This is a genomic window from Pedobacter sp., from assembly GCF_965249885.1.
Lineage (GTDB): Bacteria > Bacteroidota > Bacteroidia > Sphingobacteriales > Sphingobacteriaceae > Pedobacter.
In genome coordinates, this window is sequence record NZ_OZ252254.1 from 408,529 (window position 1) to 432,017 (window position 23,489).

The 23,489-nt window shown below is 37.4% G+C and carries 18 protein-coding genes; 16 read left to right on the top strand and 2 right to left on the bottom strand.

Features of this window, described 5'->3' with window-relative positions; genetic code table 11:
- The first annotated feature begins 35 nt into the window (after positions 1 to 35).
- The 9 genes from ctlX to ACY2A0_RS01740 all read left to right on the top strand — a co-directional run bounded on the left by ctlX (position 36) and on the right by ACY2A0_RS01740 (position 15,295).
- On the top strand, positions 36 to 953 hold the full coding sequence (gene ctlX, locus ACY2A0_RS01700; RefSeq protein ID WP_461787879.1) for a citrulline utilization hydrolase CtlX: 918 nt from the start codon (positions 36 to 38) through the stop codon (positions 951 to 953).
- Between the two features lie 531 nt (positions 954 to 1,484).
- Positions 1,485 to 2,876 carry an arginine decarboxylase gene (locus tag ACY2A0_RS01705; protein WP_461787880.1) on the top strand — a complete coding sequence of 464 codons (1,392 nt, stop codon included), beginning with the start codon at positions 1,485 to 1,487 and terminating at the stop codon, positions 2,874 to 2,876.
- 177 nt (positions 2,877 to 3,053) lie between these two features.
- Positions 3,054 to 3,767, top strand: a complete 714-nt coding sequence (locus ACY2A0_RS01710) for a 3'-5' exonuclease (RefSeq protein ID WP_461787881.1) — start codon at positions 3,054 to 3,056, stop codon at positions 3,765 to 3,767.
- A gap of 91 nt (positions 3,768 to 3,858) precedes the next feature.
- Positions 3,859 to 5,565 carry an ABC transporter ATP-binding protein gene (locus ACY2A0_RS01715; protein ID WP_461787882.1) on the top strand — a complete coding sequence of 569 codons (1,707 nt, stop codon included), beginning with the start codon at positions 3,859 to 3,861 and terminating at the stop codon, positions 5,563 to 5,565.
- A gap of 174 nt (positions 5,566 to 5,739) precedes the next feature.
- Entirely contained in the window at positions 5,740 to 6,951 is a 1,212-nt protein-coding gene (locus ACY2A0_RS01720) for an LVIVD repeat-containing protein (RefSeq protein ID WP_461787883.1), read from the top strand.
- A 208-nt stretch (positions 6,952 to 7,159) separates the two neighbouring features.
- On the top strand, positions 7,160 to 9,295 hold the full coding sequence (rnr, locus tag ACY2A0_RS01725) for a ribonuclease R (protein ID WP_461787884.1): 2,136 nt from the start codon (positions 7,160 to 7,162) through the stop codon (positions 9,293 to 9,295).
- A gap of 63 nt (positions 9,296 to 9,358) precedes the next feature.
- Complete coding sequence (locus ACY2A0_RS01730; RefSeq protein ID WP_461787885.1) at positions 9,359 to 10,543, top strand: carboxypeptidase-like regulatory domain-containing protein; 1,185 nt, start codon at positions 9,359 to 9,361, stop codon at positions 10,541 to 10,543.
- Positions 10,543 to 11,505, top strand: a complete 963-nt coding sequence (locus ACY2A0_RS01735) for a polyprenyl synthetase family protein (RefSeq protein ID WP_461787886.1) — start codon at positions 10,543 to 10,545, stop codon at positions 11,503 to 11,505. The genes ACY2A0_RS01730 and ACY2A0_RS01735 overlap by 1 nt, the downstream gene beginning before the upstream one ends.
- 55 nt (positions 11,506 to 11,560) lie before the next feature.
- Entirely contained in the window at positions 11,561 to 15,295 is a 3,735-nt protein-coding gene (locus ACY2A0_RS01740; RefSeq protein WP_461787887.1) for a DUF3857 domain-containing protein, read from the top strand.
- Positions 15,296 to 15,594: 299 nt separating this feature from the next.
- Here ACY2A0_RS01740 and rpmA read toward each other — a convergent pair whose 3' ends face one another.
- Both rpmA and rplU read right to left on the bottom strand, forming a co-directional pair.
- A complete protein-coding gene (gene rpmA / locus ACY2A0_RS01745; RefSeq protein WP_461787888.1) occupies positions 15,595 to 15,999 on the bottom strand; it encodes a 50S ribosomal protein L27 in 405 nt (134 codons plus the stop codon).
- A gap of 58 nt (positions 16,000 to 16,057) precedes the next feature.
- Positions 16,058 to 16,369 carry a 50S ribosomal protein L21 gene (gene rplU, locus ACY2A0_RS01750; RefSeq protein WP_113639596.1) on the bottom strand — a complete coding sequence of 104 codons (312 nt, stop codon included), beginning with the start codon at positions 16,367 to 16,369 and terminating at the stop codon, positions 16,058 to 16,060.
- A 324-nt stretch (positions 16,370 to 16,693) separates the two neighbouring features.
- Here rplU and ACY2A0_RS01755 point away from each other — a divergent pair, with 324 nt between their 5' ends.
- The 7 genes from ACY2A0_RS01755 (at position 16,694) to ACY2A0_RS01785 (ending at position 23,473) form a co-directional block, all read left to right on the top strand.
- Positions 16,694 to 17,596 carry a GLPGLI family protein gene (locus tag ACY2A0_RS01755; protein WP_461787889.1) on the top strand — a complete coding sequence of 301 codons (903 nt, stop codon included), beginning with the start codon at positions 16,694 to 16,696 and terminating at the stop codon, positions 17,594 to 17,596.
- 79 nt (positions 17,597 to 17,675) lie between these two features.
- On the top strand, positions 17,676 to 18,620 hold the full coding sequence (locus ACY2A0_RS01760) for a GLPGLI family protein (RefSeq protein WP_461787890.1): 945 nt from the start codon (positions 17,676 to 17,678) through the stop codon (positions 18,618 to 18,620).
- Positions 18,621 to 18,685: 65 nt separating this feature from the next.
- The gene (locus ACY2A0_RS01765) at positions 18,686 to 21,334 is read left to right on the top strand and encodes a carboxypeptidase-like regulatory domain-containing protein (RefSeq protein WP_461787891.1); all 2,649 of its coding nucleotides are present in this window, start codon (positions 18,686 to 18,688) and stop codon (positions 21,332 to 21,334) included.
- Between the two features lie 94 nt (positions 21,335 to 21,428).
- On the top strand, positions 21,429 to 21,998 hold the full coding sequence (locus ACY2A0_RS01770; protein WP_461787892.1) for a Crp/Fnr family transcriptional regulator: 570 nt from the start codon (positions 21,429 to 21,431) through the stop codon (positions 21,996 to 21,998).
- A gap of 76 nt (positions 21,999 to 22,074) precedes the next feature.
- Positions 22,075 to 22,431, top strand: a complete 357-nt coding sequence (locus ACY2A0_RS01775) for a YciI family protein (protein ID WP_461787893.1) — start codon at positions 22,075 to 22,077, stop codon at positions 22,429 to 22,431.
- 9 nt (positions 22,432 to 22,440) lie between these two features.
- A complete protein-coding gene (locus ACY2A0_RS01780; protein WP_461787894.1) occupies positions 22,441 to 22,812 on the top strand; it encodes a DoxX family protein in 372 nt (123 codons plus the stop codon).
- A gap of 166 nt (positions 22,813 to 22,978) precedes the next feature.
- Complete coding sequence (locus ACY2A0_RS01785) at positions 22,979 to 23,473, top strand: hypothetical protein (RefSeq protein WP_461787895.1); 495 nt, start codon at positions 22,979 to 22,981, stop codon at positions 23,471 to 23,473.
- Positions 23,474 to 23,489 lie beyond the last annotated feature (16 nt).

Sequence of the window (23,489 nt, forward strand, 5' to 3'; positions counted from 1 at the left end):
ACCCATTGAACCGATGAACCATTGAACAATAAAAAATGCAGACCACTTCGCACCTCCTCATGATACGTCCGGTTGATTTCAAATTCAACCAGCAAACTGCCGATAACAACAAATTCCAAGTGGCTAGCGAGCAAAGCAATGTGCAACAACAAGCACTAGCGGAATTTGATGGCTTCGTAAACGTACTGAGAGAAAATTTAGTTGATGTTACCGTAATTGAGGATACATTAGATCCAGAAACGCCGGATTCGATTTTCCCTAACAACTGGGTTTCTTTCCATGACGACGGCAGTGTATTTCTTTATCCTATGCACTCCCCAAACCGCCGATTAGAAAGACGCAAGGATATTATTGAGACCTTAAGTCAAAACTTTGAGGTAAACCACGTAACGGACCTGAGCTTTTTTGAACAGCAGCACCTGTTTTTAGAAGGAACTGGAAGCATGGTTCTGGATCGTATCAACAAGATTGTATATGCTTGTTTGAGCGTTAGAACTGATGAAGAAGTGCTCAAGAATTTTGCCGCACTAACAGGATATCAATTGGTGAGCTTTACTGCGGTTGATCAACATCACTTTCCTATTTACCATACCAATGTAATGATGTGCATTGGTGAAAAGTTTGCTGTGGTTTGTTTGGAAAGTATCGCTTCAACGGCAGATAAAATCAAAGTATTAGAGAGTTTTAAAGCTACTAAAAAAACGGTGATTGACATTTCTTTTGACCAAATGAATCACTTTGCAGGCAATATGCTAGAGGTGCATAATAAAAACGGAGAAAGCTTATTAGTAATGTCTGAACAGGCTTTGAAAGCATTACACGGCACACAAATCACCGCACTATCTACTTTTTCAAAAATAGTAACCGCTCCTATCTATACCATTGAACAAAATGGAGGTGGTAGCGCCAGATGCATGTTGGCGGAGGTTCATTTACCTGTGAAACAGCACTAAGCCAACGACTGTTTGGCAGCACTAACTTTAACTTTGTCAATATTAATGTGCAACTTACACGTAAAATTGACAAAGTTTCTAGCACTGTCTTTCATTAACCAAACCCGATTGAAACGAAAATACTTTTTGCAGGTGTCATCCTGAGCCTGTCGAAGGATTGTTTTCAGTAGCAGATGCTTCGGCAAGCTCGCCATCACAATTGCTAACGACAGTGGCAACAAAAAGATTGGAGTGAAAAGCGGGACTTCCCTAACCTAAATGCCATTGAAATTGCTTCACAAAAATTGTCTTAGCAAAGTAGTGATTTCTACAGCAAAACTCATTAGCAATTTTAGTTTGCTCCCCGAAGTTAGCCTTCTGAAAAAAAACAAACACAACATTAAGAAAATCAAATATTTACATAAACGACAAAACTCAGCTTAGCTTACAAAAAATCAAAAACTAAACTGCTTTTTAAGAGTTAATATAAAAATGTTATTTAGGCTACATTTTTATCGAATTAAAATTACATTTTTGCAAAAAAATTGAACGATGCAGAGTTACGAAGAATTTCTTGATCTAAGTGTTGGTTTTCCGCAGGAAGGATATAGCATTATAGATGATGAATTATATTTCCATGATTTAAACTTAATGGAAATGATTGAAACCTACGGCACGCCGTTGCGCTTCACTTACTTACCAATGGTGAGCAAGAAAATTCAACAAGCAAAATTGTTATTTCAACAGGCTATTATTAAAAATAATTATAGAGGCGACTATAAATATTGCTATTGTACCAAAAGCTCGCACTTTAAACATATTGTTGAAGAAGCGCTGAAAAACGATATCCACTTAGAAACTTCGTCGGCTTTTGATATGCCAATGATTGAGGCCTTGGAAAAAAAGGGGAATCTTACTAAAGACACCACCATTATTTGCAACGGTTTCAAAACGTTCCAGTACAAGCAATACATTATTGATATGTTGCATGATGGCTTCAAAAACATCATCCCTGTATTGGATAATAAAGAGGAATTTAACCTTTACGATGATGAAATTGAAATGGATACGCCTTGCAACTTGGGTATCCGTATTGCGGCTGAAGAACAGCCAGATTCTCAATTCTATACATCGCGTTTAGGTGTGAGAATGGAAGATGTAATTGATTTTTACAACAGTAAAATTGCGGCCAATCCTAATTTCAGGGTTAAATTATTACACTTCTTCATTAATTCTGGTATTTCTGATACGCCTTATTACTGGAACGAATTAGAAAAGTATGTAACGCTTTACTGCAAGTTCAAAAAAATTAATCCTGAGTTAGACACCTTAGATATTGGTGGTGGCATGCCATTCAAGGATAGCTTGGTGTTTGATTTCGATTACGAATACATGGTGAACGAAATTGTGAAGCGTATTAAAGAAATTTGTGCGGAACATGACGTAGTTGAACCTGATATCATTACTGAATTTGGGAAATACACGGTAGCTGAAGCATCGGGAATTTTATACAAAGTGTTGGGTCGTAAACAACAGAACGATCGTGAAAAATGGTTGATGTTAGATGGTTCGTTTATCACTAACTTACCTGACGTTTGGGCATTAAACCAAAAATATGTGCTATTGCCAATCAACAATTGGGATGCGGAATATGAACGTGTTAACCTAGGCGGCATTACTTGCGATGGACAGGATTATTACAACCAAGAAGCGCACATGAACAGTGTATTTATGCCTAAAACCCGTAAAGTGCAGTATTTAGGTTTCTTTAATACTGGTGCTTATCAGGAAGTATTAAGTGGCTACGGCGGTATCCACCATTGTTTGTTGCCAAGCCCTAAGCATGTAATTATTCGTCGTAACCGAGATGAGACTTTTAACTTTGAGGTTTTTGGCGAAGAACAAAACAGTAAACAAGTTCTTAAAATTCTAGGCTACGTTTAATTGGAGTAAAGGACAAAGACTTTCAATACAAATCCTTTCCGTTTCGGAAGGGATTTTTTATTTCCTGCTAACCAAATAAATCCGTTTCAAAATATCTCTCTATCATCATTTGCTATCGAATACTAAAACTTTGTAGTTGAGAAAAATTTAGTAATTTGGATATACATCTATCCTACTATGCTAAAAGACCTTAAACTAAACAATGTCTTTGTAATTGATATTGAAACCGTTCCGCAAAAGGAAAATTTCAACGAATTGCCAACCAACCTACAGAACTTATGGGAACAAAAAAGTGCCTACCAACGTAAAAGCGGCGAAACCGCTGAAGATTTTTACGATAAAGCTGGCATTTGGGCGGAGTTTGGAAAAATTGTTTGTATCAGCGTTGGCGTTTTCTACCTTGAGCGTAAACAAATTAATTTTAGAGTGCGATCCTTTTTCGATACTGATGAGCAAATAGTCCTCAAACAATTTGCAACTTTACTAAACAGGCAATCGAAAAACCTGCAGCTATGCGCTCACAACGGCAAAGAATTTGACTTCCCTTATTTATGTAGAAGATTGCTAATTAACGGTATCAACATCCCTTTACAACTACAGCTACATGGTAAAAAACCTTGGGAAGTTAACCATTTGGATACAATGGATCTCTGGAAATTTGGTGATCATAAAAACTATACTTCTTTAAACTTATTGGCAGCGATTTTTGACCTGCCAACTCCTAAAAATGATATAGATGGCGGCAAGGTAAAACAAGTGTACTATCAAGAAAAAGACTTAACACGAATTGCTAGATATTGCCAAAATGATGTGATTACTACAGCACAATTGTTGTTACGTTTTAAAGGTTTGCCCATAATTCCGCAAGAAAATATTACTTTAGTGAAATAACAAAATGAAACACATAGACACATAGTACTTTTGATTTCCAATTTAATTAAGTCAATAAATCTATGCTTCTATGTGGTCAACCCCATTTTAAATGCTGAAAGTAAAAGATCTAGCCGTTAAATTTTACAACCAAGAAGACAAAGTTTGGTTAGAAACCGTACACAAAGTTAGTTTTAGCCTTGAAAGAGGTAAAGTTTTAGGAATTGTTGGTGAATCTGGATCCGGAAAGTCGGTCACCTCCTTTTCCATTATGCGTTTGCATGATAGCAAAAACACTGAAATTAATGGAAAGATAGCTCTTGACACGGTTAACTTGCTTGACTTAGGCGACCAAGAAATTAGAAAGTATCGCGGAAATAAAATAGCGATGATTTTTCAGGAGCCGATGACCTCGCTTAATCCGGTTTTTACTTGTGGCGAACAGGTACTTGAAGCCATTATGCTACATCAACAGGTAGATAAACAAACAGCCAAAGCACAAACCATAGCGCTTTTTAACGAAGTACAACTGCCACGACCTGAAAACATTTTTGAAAGCTATCCGCACCAGTTATCTGGCGGTCAAAAACAGCGGGTGATGATTGCGATGGCCCTGAGTTGCAATCCAGAACTACTTATTGCTGATGAACCAACTACTGCACTTGACGTTACGGTGCAGAAAACAATCCTTCAACTTCTGCTGCGCCTAAAAACGGAGCGTAACATGGCGATGATTTTCATTTCGCATGATTTAGGGTTAATGAGCGAAATAGCCGATGAGTTATTGGTAATGTACAAAGGTGATATTGTGGAACAGGGCTCGGCAAAAGAGCTCTTTACCAATCCACAGCATCCTTATACTAAAGGGCTGCTAGCCTGCAGACCGTCGCCAAAGCTTTTATTAAAAAAACTTCCCACCGTAGCCGACTTTCTTAATGAAGACAAGGCTGTTGGCTTACAACATCTGTTAGCTGCAAATAGCATCACTACGGAGGAAATTGCCGAAAGACGCAACAAATTGTACCAACAAAAGCCAATCTTAGAAGTTCAAGATTTATGCACTTGGTATCCCATAAAAAAGGGTCTTTTCGGAAAAGCAACCGACTTTGTAAAAGCAGTTGACCACGTGTCATTCGAAGTGTTTCCTGGAGAAACATTAGGTTTGGTAGGAGAATCAGGTTGCGGGAAAACTACGCTTGGCCGCACCATTTTACGTTTGGTAGAACCTAGCTCGGGCCAACTGATTTTTGACGGAAAAGACATTACACACTTAGGCAAAAGTCAGCTAAGGGCTTTAAGACGCGATATCCAAATTATTTTTCAAGATCCTTATTCCTCATTAAATCCTAAAATCACGGTTGGTCAATCTATCATGGAACCTTTGGTAGTTCATGGTATTTTCGAAAACAATATCCAACGGAAAGAACACGTAATTGAATTGCTTAACAAAGTAAATTTAGGCGCTGAATATTTCGATCGTTATCCACATGAGTTTTCTGGCGGACAAAGACAACGGATTGTCATTGCCCGAGCCCTAGCGTTAAAGCCTAAATTCATTATTTGTGACGAATCTGTATCTGCGTTGGATGTATCTGTACAGGCTCAGGTACTTAACCTTTTGAGAGATTTGCAGGAAGAATTTGGCTTAACCTACATTTTCATTTCCCACGATTTGGCTGTGGTTAAACACATTTCGGACAGAATGATTATCATGAACAAAGGCAAAATCGAAGAATTTGGATTCCCAGATGAGATTTATAGGAACCCTAAAGCGGCTTACACCAAAAAGCTAATAGATGCAATTCCGGGGAATATCTAAGAATACTGGGGAATTTTATACCCATTCCTCAAGTATCCTTTCTACACAATTGACCAAACAACAACTAAAATCTCTAAAAAACTAACATTTAAAAAGCTTCACTACAGCAATTTACCACGAGAAGTAACTTTGTGGCACAATTATTAGGAATACAGATGATATAATTAATACTTTATGTCAAAGAATAAATTTCTCGTAGTTTGCTCGCTTTTATTAACGGTAACTATTTTCTCGTGTAAAAAAAATACAGACGCTATCACTAATACTGAAGAAGCTGATCCTATTTTAAAAATTTCTAACAAAGTGGAATCTGATCGTGTTGATGTTTCCAATGATGGTGCATCAGTTCCTTTCACTTCCATGGAAACAACTGGCAAGTCAGTACAGGCTACTGCTGCAGTTTATCCATACGAGTTGATTTATAATGGTAAAATCAACCCGATTAAAGACAACCAAAACAAGCCACTAAGTGCTTTAGACGTTACCTCTTTAGGAAATAATTATTTCGGTGTAGCCTACATGACAATTGGCGAAAAATACTACGGTGGTGTTGATGTATTCAAGCTTTCGGCTAACAACAATCCCGAGTTGATTTCAAGTGTGACCTCTCCAAATGCGGATATCAACAAAATCAAAATTGGTGGCAATAAAATATTTTTAGGTGTTGATTTAAAAGATTACGAAGCTCGCAACTTCCAAGCACCTGCAGTAGTAGGCATGGTTGACATCAACAACACAGGATTACAAAATCCACAATACATTCCATTAAAAGGCTATTCGGTAACCGACTTGGATTACTCGGCAGCCAACAACAAATTATATGCAGCATCAGCTGAAAATGGCGGTTTAAGTGTAATTTCTTTCAACAATGGAACACCTTCTTTAACCAGCTTTTCATACTATGGCGCTTTAAGAGCAATTGCTTTCTCAGGATCAGATTTGTTTGCATCTAATGCCTATAGCTATTCAAAGTTCAATCCAAATACAGCCGAACTATTGAATTTACAATCGTGGCCTGTAAGAAGTGATGATGTACAGATTGGCGCATTAACAACAGCGCCTAACGGCAACTTCCTTTTCGGAAACAACTACGCACTTATTTACGTAAACAAAGCTACCAATACATTAATTGATCAAGTTGATTTAGGTGGATGGATTTATTCAATCTCTGTTGTTAACGATAAAATTTACATCGCTGCTGGTAACAGTATTGTGGTAGCTACCATTGAAAACGGACACCTAAAATTGTTGGCTAAAACTCACTTTGAAAGCACATTTGGTGCTGGCAACTTCGTAATCAACAATGTTCACGTAACTGGCGACAAAGTAGTTGTTACCTGCGGCACTAAGGGAACATATGTTTTCACTTTAAAACCAAAAGCTTAACCAAAGCATTTAACAGCAAAAAGTAGTTAAACAAATAATAGCTGAGGCAATTTTCCGAAAGGAGGTTGCCTTTTTTGTTTAAAGAGATTTAGGAGAAAATTAGGCTACAATTACTGATCGTGAGCCGCAACATCTTAATGTCTCTTTTTATTTTAAAACACCTTAAACCAGCCTAAATTGTTATCTTAGGAACAATTGAAAAACAATTATGGCAAAAAGTAAAAATGCACAATTCAAACTCGTTCTCACTCAACTGATAACCGACATATTTGAAAAAAATAAAAATATAGCACTAAATCATAAGCAGGTTGCTTCAAAGCTGAACCTAACAGATAAAAATGCTATTGACACCATTTTAGAAGTACTGATTGAACAAACCGAGAAAGGGTTATTTATAAGACCAGAACGCGGCAAATTCAAATTAAAAGATTTAAAAACATTTGTAACTGGTACGGTGGATATGACCGCCGATGGATCAGCGTTTATTGTTCCTGACGATGAGTTCGAGAAAGACATATTCGTTGCACCTAGGCGTTTACGCAACGCACTTCACGGTGATAAGGTAAAGGTGTACGTGTTTGGGAAAAAACGTAGTGGACGCAAAAACGAAGGAGAAATTGTAGAAATCATCAAACGTGCTAAAACGGAATTCATTGGTGTCGCTAAAATATCTGAAAGATTTGCGTTTATTATCCCCGACGACAAGAAAATGCTTCACGATATCTTTGTACCGCTAAGCGACCTAAATGGCGCCAAAAATGGACAAAAAGTACAGGTATCATTGGAGGATTGGCCAGAAGGAGCAAAAAATCCCGTAGGAAAAATCATTCATATTTTGGGCGAGGAAGGCGAGAACGACACCGAAATGAACGCAATTTTGGCGGAATATGGGTTTCCATTAAGCTTTCCATCAGAAGTTGAAAAAGAGGCTAATGCCATTCCTGAAGAGATTAGCAAATCAGACTTAGCTGGAAGAAGGGATTTTAGAGACACCGTTACTTTCACCATAGACCCGATTGATGCAAAAGATTTTGATGATGCCATTTCCTTTAAAAAACTAGACAACGGCAACTACGAAATTGGTGTTCACATTGCTGATGTATCTCATTATGTACTTCCTGACACCAATTTGGAAAAAGAAGCATATCATAGAGCTACGTCCGTTTATTTGGTAGATAGGGTGATACCAATGTTGCCTGAACGACTGAGCAATGGCGTTTGTTCGTTACGCCCTAATGAGGATAAGCTTTGTTTTGCAGCAGTATTTGAACTAGATGACCAGGCTAATATTTTAGACCAATGGTTCGGTCGCACGGTGATTCATTCCAACAGGAGATTTACCTACGAGGAAGCACAAGAAGTAATTGAAACAAAAAACGGCGACTACGTAGAAGAAATTTTAAAGCTCAACGAACTTGCCCATATTTTACGGACAGCTAAATTTAAGAATGGAGCCATAAGCTTTGAAAGCACTGAGGTTAAGTTTAAGTTGGATGAATTTGGAAAACCTATCGGTGTATACGTAAAAGAGCGTAAAGATGCGCACAAGCTGATCGAAGATTTCATGCTGTTGGCCAATAAAAAAGTAGCTGAATTTATCGCTAAAAAAGGAAAGGGCAAGCAGAAATATACTTTTGTATATCGTACCCACGATTCTCCAAACCTAGAGAACTTAAACAATTTTGCTTCGTTTGCAGCGAGATTTGGTTACAAGATCAATACTAAATCCGATAAGGAAATTGCCAAATCGCTTAATTATTTAATGGAAGATGTAGAAGGCAAAAAAGAACAAAACATCCTTACCTCTTTGGCAATACGTTCCATGGCAAAGGCCATTTATACGACCAAAAAAACGAGTCACTACGGATTAGCATTCGACTATTATACCCACTTCACCTCTCCTATTCGTCGTTATCCCGATGTAATGGTACACCGATTATTGGCTCATTATCTTGATGGTGGCAAATCGGCCGACGCCGAAACATACGAAGCAGCATGCGTTCACTCATCTGCAATGGAAAAACGAGCAGCTGACGCCGAAAGAGCATCGGTAAAATATAAGCAAGCCGAGTATTTGGAAGATAACATTGGCGAAGTATACGACGGCGTGATTTCTGGCGTAACTGAATGGGGAATGTATGTAGAAATTGAAGAGAATAAATGCGAAGGAATGATTAGGCTACGTGATATCAGCGATGATTTCTATGTATTGGATGAGAAAAACTACTGTATCGTTGGTCAGCGCAAAAAACGTACATATCAACTTGGCGACGAAGTGAAGATTAGAGTGAAAAAAGTGGATTTATCGAAACGTCAAATTGATTTTACATTAATGCAAGATTAAGTTTCACAGTTTACATTTGTGTATCATATTTTGTTACTGATTTGTTAATTTTGGCTTTTAAACATGCCTCGCTTTTTTCTATCATTTCTACTAATTTTTACTATTAGCTTTTCCAAGGCTCAAACCTTGCAAGGGAAAGTAGTTGATATCAATACCGGCGAGGCCATTCCTTTTGTTTCCATTGGAATTTTAGGCACCAACAATGCTACAGTAACCAATGATGCTGGTGAATTTGTGCTAAAAAATATCTCTTTCCCAGCAAAGCTGAGATTTAGTCATGTGAGTTATTTTTTGGCTGAACAGGAAATAGATACTGAAAATAACAACTTGATGGTCAAGTTGCAGCCAGCTGCCATCAATTTAAAACCTGTTGTGATTGATCCATATCTAGGTCAGAGAATATTAAAAAAGGCACTAGAAAAAGCTAAAACTTACGAAAAGCAGACTTTTTATGGAAAAGCTTTCTACAGACAGCTTACCGCCATCAACGGTAAACCTAGCCAAATTTACGAGCTGTTTTACGACTTGAATTTCGACATCACCAAAGTGAATGGTTGGATTGCCAATCAGAGCAGATATGCACAGCTCAACGAAGGCATTTCTTTTAGTATGAACAACCAATCTTTCCTCACTTTTTCGTTTGCTGGCTATCTTTTTGAAGAAAAAAAGGGAAATCTGACCAAGTTAAAAACGCTAAAAGATTTCGAAATTACAGTTGAAAAGTACATCGAACAAAAAGACCAGGATATAGCAGTGATTTCGTGCAAATTCAAGGGGAACAAAAAGCAGTTCTATGTTAACTCTACCTACTACGTCGGCATGGACGACCATAATATCTATCGCCTAGAGAATAGCATCTTTAATCTTCCACTAAAAACTACTAACTCCAATCTCTTGATGCCACCTGTAGCAAGTACGATTGCCACCTTTAACAAGAAAGAAAGTGCCATTCCTATATTAGAAAATGTATCTACCAAATTATATGTAAATTTAAACATCGGCGGTGTCCGAATAAATTCTATCGTCAGCTCAATGCTAACCCTATATCAGCTACATAAAAATTTAAATGATAAAAAATTCATCCGACTAAAAATAGCTGTAAATGATAAAGAAACTGTAGAATCATTAAAATACGATCCAGATTTTTGGCAAAACAATCCCATAGTGAAGCAAACTGCTTTAGAAGATTCATTCATTAAAATGATGGAAAGTAAATCGGCCTTTGGAACCATGATAAATCCCAACTAATGCACAACCCAAAACAATTACAAGACCTAATAGAAAACGCTATACAGCAAATCAGCTACCCATCCACACCTGCAAATTTATACGAGCCTATCAAATACATCATGAGTTTGGGAGGCAAGAGAATTAGGCCAGTAATGGTACTAATGGCCGCTGAACTTTTCACCGATGAGGTGGCTAAAGCCATGGACGTTGCTTTGGCAATTGAAACCTTCCATAATTTCACGCTTGTGCATGATGACATTATGGATAATGCTCCGTTAAGACGAGGTAAACAAACTGTTCACGAAAAATGGGGAGTTAATAACGCCATTTTAAGTGGCGATGTGATGATGGTGGAATCTAATAAACATCTTTCTAAAGTTGACGTTAATGTATTGAAGCCAGTACTTGATACCTTCAACAAAACGGCACAGGAGGTTTGTGAAGGGCAGCAATTAGATATGGAGTTCGAAAGCCGCGACAATGTAAGCATTACTGAATACATCGAAATGATACGATTAAAAACAGCAGTTTTGCTGGGCGGAGCCATGAAGTTAGGTGCAATTGTAAGCGGCGCTAGCAATGAAGATGCCTGTTTATTGTATCAATTCGGTGAAAATTTAGGAATTGCATTTCAACTGCAGGATGATATTTTAGATGTGTATGGAGATCCAGAAAAATTTGGCAAACAGGTAGGCGGCGACATCATTTCCAACAAAAAAACCTTCTTACACTTAAAAGCAAAAGAGCTTATTAATTCTGAAGAAACAGCAGTGCTTTTAGGTAGTCATGAAAATGATTCGAAAAAGGTAGCTGCCGTTACTCAGTTGTATAACACTTATGGATTGAGGGACTTGGCAAATGCTGAAATGGAGGCTTATCTTACCATGGCATTCCAATCACTCAATGCGCTTTCAGTACCAGAAGAACGTAAAAGCTACCTACGTACTTTGGCAAAACAAATTATGGATAGAGAAAGCTGATAGGTATTTTTTCTTCGGTATATTTTAGTCAAAAAAAATTGACTATTATTGGATTATGAAGAAATTTATCTATTTATTATCGATCTCACTTTTAATTTGTTGTAACGCAATTGCGCAAAACAGTTTAAAAAGTGCGTGGGAAAGCTTCTTAAAAAATGATAACGAAGCAGCACGCAAAAGCTTCGAAGAACTTTCCAAAAATCCCGAATTTGCAAAAGAAGCTTATTTATCGCTCAGCCTATTGACAGAAATGGAACAAAAAGATGAAGATGCCTTTAAGCACTTTCAAAAATTTTATCTTTCTGACAAAGATGCAGCAGCCCCCTACCTTTATGCCCTATGGCGAAGCCCTGCTGTAAATAACAGCTATGGCAAAATAACACCTGCTGCCTTGGTGTTGATGAATGAAATTATTAAAAATAAAGCCTATGACGGTTCCTTAAATGCAATGGCTTACGCTGTATTAGGCAAGCATTTTAATAGTGTAAAAAAAAGGATGGATGCAGATAAAGCCTTCAGCCAAATTGGAAGTATTGATCAATGGCTAATCACCAGCACTTTCGAAAATATTTCTACCAGCGGCTTCGATAAAGTTCACGCACCAATTCTTAATCCTCAAACTGACGCGACCTTCACAGGTAAAAGAAATATCGCCTTTGGCTGGAGGAAAGTTCCCCATTTAAAACGCGATAAATGGTTTGATTTTACTTTTTATGACGATCCCTTTAATGCAATTGTATTTGCGCAAACATTTGTTTACTCCCCTACGGATGTGGAAGGACAACTTAGATTCGGCGTTTCTGGATCAGCTAAAGTTTGGGTCAATGACCAATTATTGATATCAGAAGCTGAGGAACGGAACAATGATCTAGATTCTTACGCTTCATCTGTTAAATTGAACAAAGGGTACAACAGAATTTTAGTGCAAATTGGAGAGAGTTACGCCAACAACTCAAATTTCTTGTTAAGACTTACAGACAATAACGGATACGCAATCCCTAACCTTACACACACCACTGATTACCAGGCTTACCAAAAAGAGAGCACCTTCAAACCAGTAAGCATTGTGCCCACAGCCTACACCCACTTTAAAAAACTTATCGCTTCAGATAGCAGCAACTACCTCAACCAATTACTGCTAGCAAAACTTTACCTTAGAGACGATTTCGTATTTGAGCCTAGAATCATCCTAGAAAAGTTAAAACAGAAGTTTCCACAAAGCACATATGTAAACACTTTGATGATTGCCCTACATTCAAAAGAGGATAATCGTACAGGAGTAGAAACTTTGCAGGAGGAGATTAAAACATATGATCCAGAAAGCACCTATGCTTTGTGGCTTTCGTATAGCGAGTATTTTAACCAAGAAAATTTCGACAAATGCGAAGAAATTCTAAATGAACTAGAAAAAAGATTTGGCGAAGACAAGGATATCATAAGTAAAAAGATAAGCTTAGCAGGTAAAAGAAATCAACAAGAAAAGATAATCGGCTTAGTCGAGAAAGCTTATAAAACTTGGCCTGAAGTAAAAGGCTTTTCATACTTAAAATATGTTTTAGAAAAAGAGGTTAAAAAGAATGCTCAAGCAGATGCCATTATTGTAAAATACCTAAATGAGAATGACGATTATGAGTATGCAACCATGCTTTCAAACGCTTACTTTAACAAGGGCAATAGTAAAGCAGGTTTGGATGTTTACTTAGAAAAATTGAAAACCGACCCAGTAAGCACCGGCATTTATAGCGATTTAAGTGCCAAGTATTATGCTTTGCAAAAACACGATAAAGCTGAAGAGTATCTTAATCAAGCCATCGCCCTAGCACCTTACATTGCATCTTACCACAACTCCTTAGGTACAATTTACGAAGCAAGAAAAGAACCGGCTAAAGCAGAAGAAGAATATAAAAAGTCATTAAACATCAATCCAAATGATTATGAAGCATTAGAAAAACTTCGCAAGCTTAAAAATAATAAAGATGTATTTAGCTACTTTGAACAGCCAAACATTGTAGAACTTGTAAAAAGTGCACCAAAAGCTACAGATTATCCCGATGATCATGCTGTAATTTTAAACGAGGAAGTTCAAGCCGTTGTTTATGAAAATGGCGGTTCCGAAGAAAAGCACTTCGTTACTTCGAAAATACTTACCCAAAAAGGTCTCGAAAACTACAAACAATACAATATTTCTTATAATAGCGATCAATCGCTGACGGTAGAAGTGGCAGAAACCATAAAAGCCAACGGCAGTAAGACACCCGCCGAACAAAGCGAAGGTGAGTTAGTTTTTACAAACTTAGAGGTGGGCGATGTAATCAACATTAGGTACAAGCTACGCAATTATAATATGGGCAGTTTGAAGTCGCATTTCTGGACATCTTTCTACTTCTCGCATGGAAGTCCTTACGTGAACACCAAATATTCTCTGCTAATTAGTAAAAACAAAAAATTCAACTATAAATTTTCATTGAATGATATCCCGGTGAAAAAAGTAGCAGCTGATGAATTTGACCTATACAAATGGGAGGCAAATAAAGTTGAAGGGATGACTTATGAAGATAAAATGCCTCCTTTAGATGATGTTGCAAATATGCTATATATTTCAACCATTCCCGACTGGCAGTTTGTTGCGAATTGGTATAATAATTTAGCTACAGCGAAAGCTAGGAGCAGTTACGAAATTAAAAATGTAACCGACGAGCTATTCAGCGGTAAAAATTTCAGTGACATTCAAAAAGTGAGAAAAATATACGATTACATTACGCAGAATATATCCTACAGCTCTGTATCTTTTAGACAAAGTGGTATTGTACCTCAATCTCCGGCTACAGTAATTAATTCCAGAATTGGCGACTGTAAAGATGTTTCTACCTTGTTTGTAGCAATGTGCAAACAAGTTGGGGTTGACGCCGAGTTGGTACTTGTAAAAACAAGAGATAATGGCCAAAATACCTTGTTGCTACCAAGTATCGATTTCAACCATTGCATTGCAAAGGCTAATGTGAATGGAACCGAACATTACATTGAACTTACTTCTAGTGTACTGCCATTTTCTTCTTTTAGTAATGAAGATTTAGGCGCATCCATTCTTCCGATTAATGCTAACAGCAATAAATTGGTGAAATTGCAACCTAAAAACAGAGTACAAAACCGCATGAGCTATACCACAAAAGTTTTGGTTAAGGACGCTGATATGCAGCTTACAGAAACCAATTTCTGTACCGGCTCTGTAGCTAGTTTCATTCGTAACGGTTTTAAGGATTTATCCGCAAAAGATCAACTGAAAAAAATGAAGGAGGATATCAGTGCAAAATATCCAGACAATGAAGCTATTTCTCTAAGCTTTGAAAATCTTGATCCGAAAAAAGCTTTATCAGACACGCTGAAAGCAAGTTCATCCTACAATTTACTAAAGGTTTGTAAACCCGTTGCCGGTATGCTTATTTTTTCACTACCGTGGACTACGTCGGTTTCTCCATCGTCTTTAACAATCACTGAACCCAGACATTTTGGCGTCGATCTTAATCAACTATTTTGGTCTGATTTAAATGACGAACAAATTGAATTAACACTACCCGCAGGCAAAAAACTTATAGAAGCAGTTAAGCCACTGAATATCGATAATGAATATTTCAGCTATAAACTGAATAGCTTTATCAAAGGCAACGCGATTATCATTAAGCGGGAGATGAGCCTGAAAAAAGATTTTGTGAGTAAAGAAAAAGTAGTTGAATTCAACAACCTTTACAAACAAGTTGTAGAAGCAGATAACCAGCAGTTAGCTTATAAATAATTAATTAACTAACTGTTTAATTTGGATAAAAGGTCGGAGCTTAAAAACTCCGACCTTTTTGTTGTGATTTAATTCCTGCTACTCGCGATTCTATTTCACTTAACAGATCCAGTTGCAGCTACAAGTGGAATGGATAATATCTAACATTAATAGTATCGCATAGCTCTAACTCTTTTAGCTTAACAGTAATTGATCTGTGATAAAAAATTCAAAACTTCCAATATCAATTTAAAAAATACGAGCAACTAAAAAGCCCTTGAGAAAATCTCAAGGGCTTCGAATATTCTGAATAACAAAGATTATTCTGCAGACTCAGCAGCAGGTGCTTCTTCAGCTTTAGCAGCTTTTTTTGCAGGTGCTTTCTCAGCTGCAGCTTTCTTAGGAGCAGCAGTTTTTTTAGCTTCAGCTTTTGGAGCAGCTACCGTTTTTGCAGGAGCAGCGTCTTCTACAACAGCTGGCAATACTGAAACATATGATTTGTTATCTCTTTTCTTTTTGAAAGTTACAATACCTGGTACCAATGCAAATAAAGTGTGATCTTTACCAATGCCTACACCTTTATCTGGATGGTGTTTTGTACCACGCTGACGAACGATGATGTTTCCAGCGATAGCCTCTTGACCACCAAAGATTTTAATACCTAGACGTTTACTGTGCGACTCGCGACCGTTTTTTGAACTACCGGCTCCCTTTTTGTGTGCCATTTTACTATATTTTTACAATTAGCCAATCAGCTAATTAGTGAATTTACAAATAAGTTAACTACAGAGTGATACTCTCAATCTGGATTTTGGTGAATGACTGGCGGTGACCATTTTTCTTTTTGTAACCTTTTCTACGTTTCTTTTTGAAAACGATTACTTTATCACCTTTTAAATGAGACACGATTTTAGCTGAAACCTTAGCTCCTTTAACTGCAGGTGCTCCTACAGAAATTTTACCACCATTATCAACCAACAATACATTGTCAAATTCAATACTAGCGCCTTCATCCCCTTGTAAACGGTGTACAAAGATGTGCTGGTCTTTTGCAACTTTAAATTGTTGCCCTGCTATATTTACTATTGCGTACATTGTTTTAATATTTTTTTATTTTTATTAAACGAGGTGCAAATATAGAACAATTCTTTTTCATACACAATAGCTTATCAAAAAATTAATTGGGTTGTTGGTGCATTAGTCATTGGTTCATTGGTCATTGATTTATTGGTTATCTGGTCATTGGTTCATTGGTCATTAGTTCATTCATTGATTATTGGAATTTGGTCACTGGTTCATTGGTTCATTGATCATTAGTTCATTGGTCATTCAATATTTCTGCTCCAGTAGTTAAATTTTGTTAAAACATTTCTTTTGTGTTACGAATATTTCGTAGTTTTACGAATGAATAAAAATCACATGAAAAAACTTGTACTCTTTTTCATAACAATACTTTCAATTGATGCTGCTTTTGCACAGCAAATTCCCGAATTGGCGGTGGCAAAGGTAACTTACAATTTTATTCATGTTAGGGATACGAATAACCGCAGCAAGCCTTACGAGGAAGAAATGTTATTAATGCTTGGCAAAAACTGCAGTAAGTTTACCAGTAATGTGAGGTTTAAGCAAGAGCTTGAATTTATGACCGGCTTAGAAAGCCAAATAAAAGCCAACGGCGGAACATTTAATGGGTTGAGTATAAAATCTAACCGTAAAAGGGCTACACTTAACGAAGACTACTTTACTTTCTTCAACCACAATAAAACAGCCTTGGTGGCCCGACTCATCAACTATTATTTAGTAGAAGACAGTATCCCAAAAATCGACTGGGAAATTAAAAAAGATACAGCGAATTTTTCGGGTATCAAATGCCAAAAAGCTACCGCTAGGTTTGGAGGCAGAAACTGGATTGCATGGTTTGCATCATCCCTCCCCTTTCAAGCTGGACCTTGGAAATTGAATGGATTACCGGGATTGATCGTAGAAGCCTATGATGACAAAAAAGATATCCAATTTTTGTTTACAGGATTTGAAGCCACCAATATTTCAGAAAAGGACAGGCCTAAACAAAAGGTTGTTGAGCGCTTAGATACCTTCGCTATGGCTAATGAAATTAAGGTAAACAATAAAGCCATTAAAACGAGCAAAGAAGAGCTCAAAAAACTAACGAAGGCTAGCAGTGAAAATCCGGCAGGTTTTGCAAAAGCGCAACTTTCGGGAACACCATTTGCCCAACTTGCGGAGCTGGCATCCAAAAGCAATATGGCGACGCCAAATGCCAACCCTGCACCTATCACCAACAATCCCATAGAAATTAAATAAATCAAATATAGATATCTTAAAAACACGTTTTTATCTACGAAAAAATCGTAGAGTTTAATACAAACAAATGATGACTTATATGAAAATGCTAAAAACAACCTTAATTGCGGGCCTATTTTGCGCCAGCGCATTTGCACAAAATCCTGATAAAGCTTTGGCGAGAGTAAGGTACACTTTCTCCCACCTACGCGACACTACACAACGCGATAATTTATACACTGAAAACATGCTGTTAGTAGTAGGGAAAAACGCATCAGTTTACACCAGTTACGATAAAATTAACCGTGATATGGAAATGCGTAAACAGATTGAAGATCAGATCAAAAATCAGGCAGGAGGACCAACAAGTATCAATATTAACCGGACGGGCTCCAAACCTGTTACCGCTGTTGATTATTTCTACTTCGTTAACGAAAACAAGTTTTACACCAAAGACCGAATCATTACCAGTTATTTAATTGAGGAAGAAGCACCGAAAATCGCTTGGAAAATCAGTAAGGATACAGCAAGTTTTTCAGGGGTAAAATGCCAAAAAGCAACCGCACGTTTTAAGGGCAGAAACTGGATTGCTTGGTTTGCTCCTGATTTGGCCTTCCAGAGTGGTCCTTGGAAATTAAACGGCTTACCCGGCTTAATCATTGAGGCACATGACGATAAAAATGAGGTGAAGTTTCAATTTGCAGGCATTGATAAGGTTGAAGGCGACAATAAAGCTAAGGATAGCGAACAACCAGTAACATTGGCAAATGGTTCTACTGGTATCGTTAGAATTGGAGGAATGGATGCAGATTCGTATTTGGGTAGTGAAATTAAGTTACCAAGCGATGCGATAAAAACCACTCAAAAGGAAATAGACAAACTGAAGGAAGCCAGAGACAAAGATCCACAAGGCTTTATGAATGCACAAATGGCAGCACGTGGAATCAATTCAAATGTAAGCGTAAGTTCAAGGGTAGTTACAGCTCCTGGTGGGCCTAAGAAAATCGTAATCAATAACCCTATCGAATTACCAGAGAAAAAATAACAACTATTTAAAAAGGAGATTAAGGTTAGGTCTCCTTTTGAAAAAAACCAAACACACAAATCAAAATGAAAAAGGTACTGTTCCTACTCATCAGCTTATTTAGCTTTTGTTTGCTATCGGCTAATGCCCAAAAACAAATTAAAGGAAAGGTTAAAGATCAGCATACCAAGCCTATCCCTTCTGTCATGGTTAGTTTAAAAGATAAGGAGGGAAATACACTTGGCTTTTCAAGAAGCAATGAAAAGGGGGAATTCAACCTGAGTACTGATGAAGCGGGAACAGACCTTTTTTTAGAATTCAGCATTATAGGTTATGAAAAAAAGAACCTTAGCTTGGCTGAGTTAAGCAAAAATGCGGAAGTTACTTTAACGGAAAGTCAAATTAACTTGAAAACAGTGGAGGTAAAAAACCGACCTCGCTTAAGTGCAAACGGAGACACGCTAAATTACAAAACTTCGGATTTTTCTGATAAACAAGACAGAAGCATTGGTGATGTGCTTAAGAAAATGCCAGGAATCGAAGTAGCTGAAAATGGAAAAATAAGCTATAATGGCAAGAATATCTCCAACATGTACATTGACGGCGATAATTTATTGGAGGATAAGTATGGAATCGGAACCAAAAGTATTCCGCATGGCGCCGTAGATAAGGTGCAGGTAATCGAAAAAGATCAGCCCATTAAGATGCTTCAAAAAAACAATACTAGTGATGATGTTGCACTCAATTTAGTGATAAAAGATGAAGCGAAACTAAAGATGATGGGTGATATTAAAGCGGGTTTAGGAACGCCAGATAGATTTGACGGCAATGCAAACGCCATGTTATTTAACAAAAAAGTGAAGTTTCTAAATAACATCAAAGGCAATAATATTGGTGTTGATCCGGGATTGGATTTAATGGCTTTCAATCCTTTGGGAAGCGAAAATACGAAGCCTTCTAACCTTTTATCTGCTGGAGCGGCTGGTGTACCAGTACTTCCTCAAAACAGAACCTTATTTAACAAAGCAGGGCAAGCCAACTTCAATAACTTATTCAAATTCAAAAACGATTTACAGCTGAGGGCAAATGTTTCTTACCTGTATGACGAGCGCAAGCAAGTTTACAACAAATCATCTGAAACCATACTTGCCGGACAAACTTTCGCCTATCAGGAAAACCAAGATAACTACATCAACCCACAAAAACTACGAGGACAATTTACTTTAACTGGAAACACTAATGATTATTATTTTAATAATGCTTTTATTGCTGAATATCTACCTGTTCGCACAAATTCTAATGTATTTATTAACGGTGTAGGCGCATTCCAATCTTTAAAACAGGATATGTTTACGCTCTCCAATGATTTGGCTTACCGCAAAAAATTCAAATCGGGTAATATGTTACATTTTTCCTCTTCTTTAAGCCGCAGCACACAGCCGGAAAATCTAGACATTAAACCTGGTCTCAACCAAGATATTTTGAATAGCGGAAATCCGTACAGTGGCTTAAATCAATTTTTGGATTTACCTACACTTTACACCAACAATTCTGTTGCTATGGCTTTTCCGAAAGGTAAGTTTGTGCAAACCTATAGGGCTGGATTTTTAGTGCAACAGCAAACTTTGGAAAGCACACTTAACAAAACCCAAAATAGCGGGCTTACAGAGCTTGCCACGGCCAACAGCTTGAATGATTTAGAGTGGCTTCGCTCTAAATGGTATATAGAAAATTTGTACGAATATACTTCAGACAAATTGACGGCGGGCTTGCGCATTCCTATCAGTTACAATACGATCAAATACAGCGATATCAATCACGATTTGAATGAAAACGTAGATCGCTTTTTTGTAAATCCTTCTTTGACCATCAAATATCAAACAAGCCCTGAAAATTACGTGAATATTGCCTATTCTTTCCGTAATAACCTTGGCACAATAGACGACTTATACAATGGAATCGTTTTAAGAAATTACCGTTCTTTTTTCGCCAATAATGCTCCCTTATCAGAAAGTTCACAACATGGTTTTTCTGGAGCTTTCAACTTTAAAAAAGCTATTGATATGATATTCGGAAACATTGCACTTAACTACAATATTACCGATATGAATACCATATCATCCTACACTATTAGCAACAATAGCCAGGTACGAATTGTACTTCCCCTACAGAACCAAATGAAAAGTTTAGGCTTAAACACTGGATTGAGCAAATACTTATTTTCCCTCAGAAGTACCGTAAGTGCCGGGTTTGCCGTTAATAGGAGCCAATACCAACAACTGCAGAATAACCAATTGCTGCCATTTATTAATGATGCTTACTCCTACAAAGCTGGCATTGAAGCCAAGCTCAACAAGTTTATGAATTTCTCCTACAGCGGAACTTTCTCCAACAACATCAATAAGGCTAAAGGGACGGGCGTGAGCAATAACTATCAACAATTAAGACAACAAGGCGGCTTAGCCATTACCATGTTTAAATCCGTATTTTTAAATCTTTCTGCTGAACACATTTTTACCCATCAATCTAGTCAGCCAGACTTAAAATACCTATTTGCCGATGCCAACATTAGATATAAAGTACTGAAACTGAAAACAGATTTAGAATTCGGCATTACCAATATTGCTAACGTCAAACGATTCGAAGCTATCAACGTATCGGCCAACTCGTTAACAGTGGGCACTTATGAAATTCCGGGTCGGGTAGCGATGCTTAAAGCGACCTTCAACTACTAGTAGTTTTATCAAATTTAAGTCTTGCATCATCGATTGGTTAGATTGATTTATGCAAGACTTTTTTATATTTGGATAAGACCAATGAAGAACAAAAATGATAGCAATTTTAGAGCAGCACATCACCAAACGACTTGGGAATGATATCGACCATTTGGATATTGTTTTAAAGAAATTCAAACCACTCCAAACTTCCAGAAATCAGCAAATCCTCACTCAAGGTGAAATCTGCAAATACGTGTATTTTATTGCAAAGGGTTGTTTACAGGTATATACACACGACAGTGAAATGCGTGAAACCACTCGTGACATCGTAACTGAAGATCATTGGTGCAGCGAACTGATCAGTTTTGGTAGCGGACAGCCCTCCACGGAAAACATTAGAGCCATAGAACCTTCCGAATTACTAGCCATAGATAGAAAGGGTTTTCAAGAGATGATGGAAACTGTACCGCAATTCGATAAAGTATATCGGCAAATCTTAGAAGCTTCCTATGCAAATTCAGTTTACAGGATCAACACCTTTGTGTCGCTTTCGGCATTGGATCGCATTAAATGGCTGATGCAGCATAGGCCTGGAATGATGACACGATTCTCAAGCAAGCTTATTGCATCTTACCTAGGTATCAACAAAGACGTTTTCAGTCGCCTTAAAGCCAAACTTTAATTGTAGACTTTTGTCATCGTTCAAAAAAATTGTGATTTGCAAATTGCACTATCATTCACAATTTAATTTTTTAACAATGACATCGTATCTTTTATTATTTCGAAATGCGAGTGCAGCAGATGGCTATTTAGCTACTTCGCAAGACATGGCAGACGACATGCCTAAATGGGAAGCATGGATTGGGAATATCGCCATGAATGGAAAGCTAGTTAGCACCGCCCCAATCCAATACCATGGCTCAATTGTAACTGCGGAAAGCACAGAAAACGCTCAGCCCTACAAAGAAGCAAGTAGCGTTTTGGTATCTGGTTTTTTAATTTGTCAAAGTGATAGCCTAGAAGAAGTACAACAATGGAGCAAAAGTTGTCCTATCCTAAAATACCCTAAAAGCTCGGTAGAAATTAGGGCTTTGGTTCCATTCCCAATTAGTTAGGAGGTTAAAATGGATAAATTTTTAACGTTAGGAAGATACCTTTTCCCACTATCATTTTTGCTTTATGTAGCGCTTCATTTTGGCAAACCCGAGGTTGGAATCAGTTTCATACCAACTTGGCTTCCGTTTCCACTTTTTTGGAACTACTTCACCGGATTACTGATACTTGCATATATCATCAGCTGCTTAGTTGGCCGATACGATAAGTTGGCAAGTTTGCTAATGGCAACTTATGTTACGTTAATGATTATTATGGTGCACATTCCCCGGGCGGCGGCATACGAAAACGACATGCTCAACATTTTTAGGAACTTAATGATTATTGGTGCATTACTGATTTACGCTAAATACGTTGCAAACGACAAGCGTTTAACTGGTTAATTAAATCATCACGATTTGCTTCGATTATCATCAATGATATGATTGCCGATGTTTAAGAATGGCTAATTATTTAGAGCAAACTTTGTTATATTTAAGGAAATATTCTAGCCATACGTTGGGCAAACCTACAGCGCAATGAATATCTACCTAAAATCATAACATCAAAATGAATACAAAAATTGTAGTGTTAACAGTAGCAACGAGCTTATTGTTTACGGCCTGCCAAAGCAGTTCAACAACAAGCGGAGAAAACAAAAATGCAAAAACTGAACAACCAGTAAGCAAAGCAGAAAAAAATATCGCATTTATTGTGGCGAAAAACTATTTCGCGAATAACACGCTAACTAAGCTGGATAGTGCGAAAATTGAAACTGCTGATAGGTTTAATGCCGCTTTTGGTATGGCAACGACGATGGGCAAAGATGGTAGGCCGACTGAAATTGACTTTAATAAACAATACGTGATTGCTATTATATTACCAGAAACGGATTTAGCTACCAACATTGAAGCAGTTAGCTTACAGAAAGTTGAAAACGGTGATATTGTACTTAGTTACAGGGTAATAACTGGACAAAAACAATCTTATAAAATCAGACCAAATTTGGCCATTGTGGTAGATAAGGCTAATAATGGGAATGTAAGGTTAAATGAAGTAAAATAAAACACAAAAAAGGCAT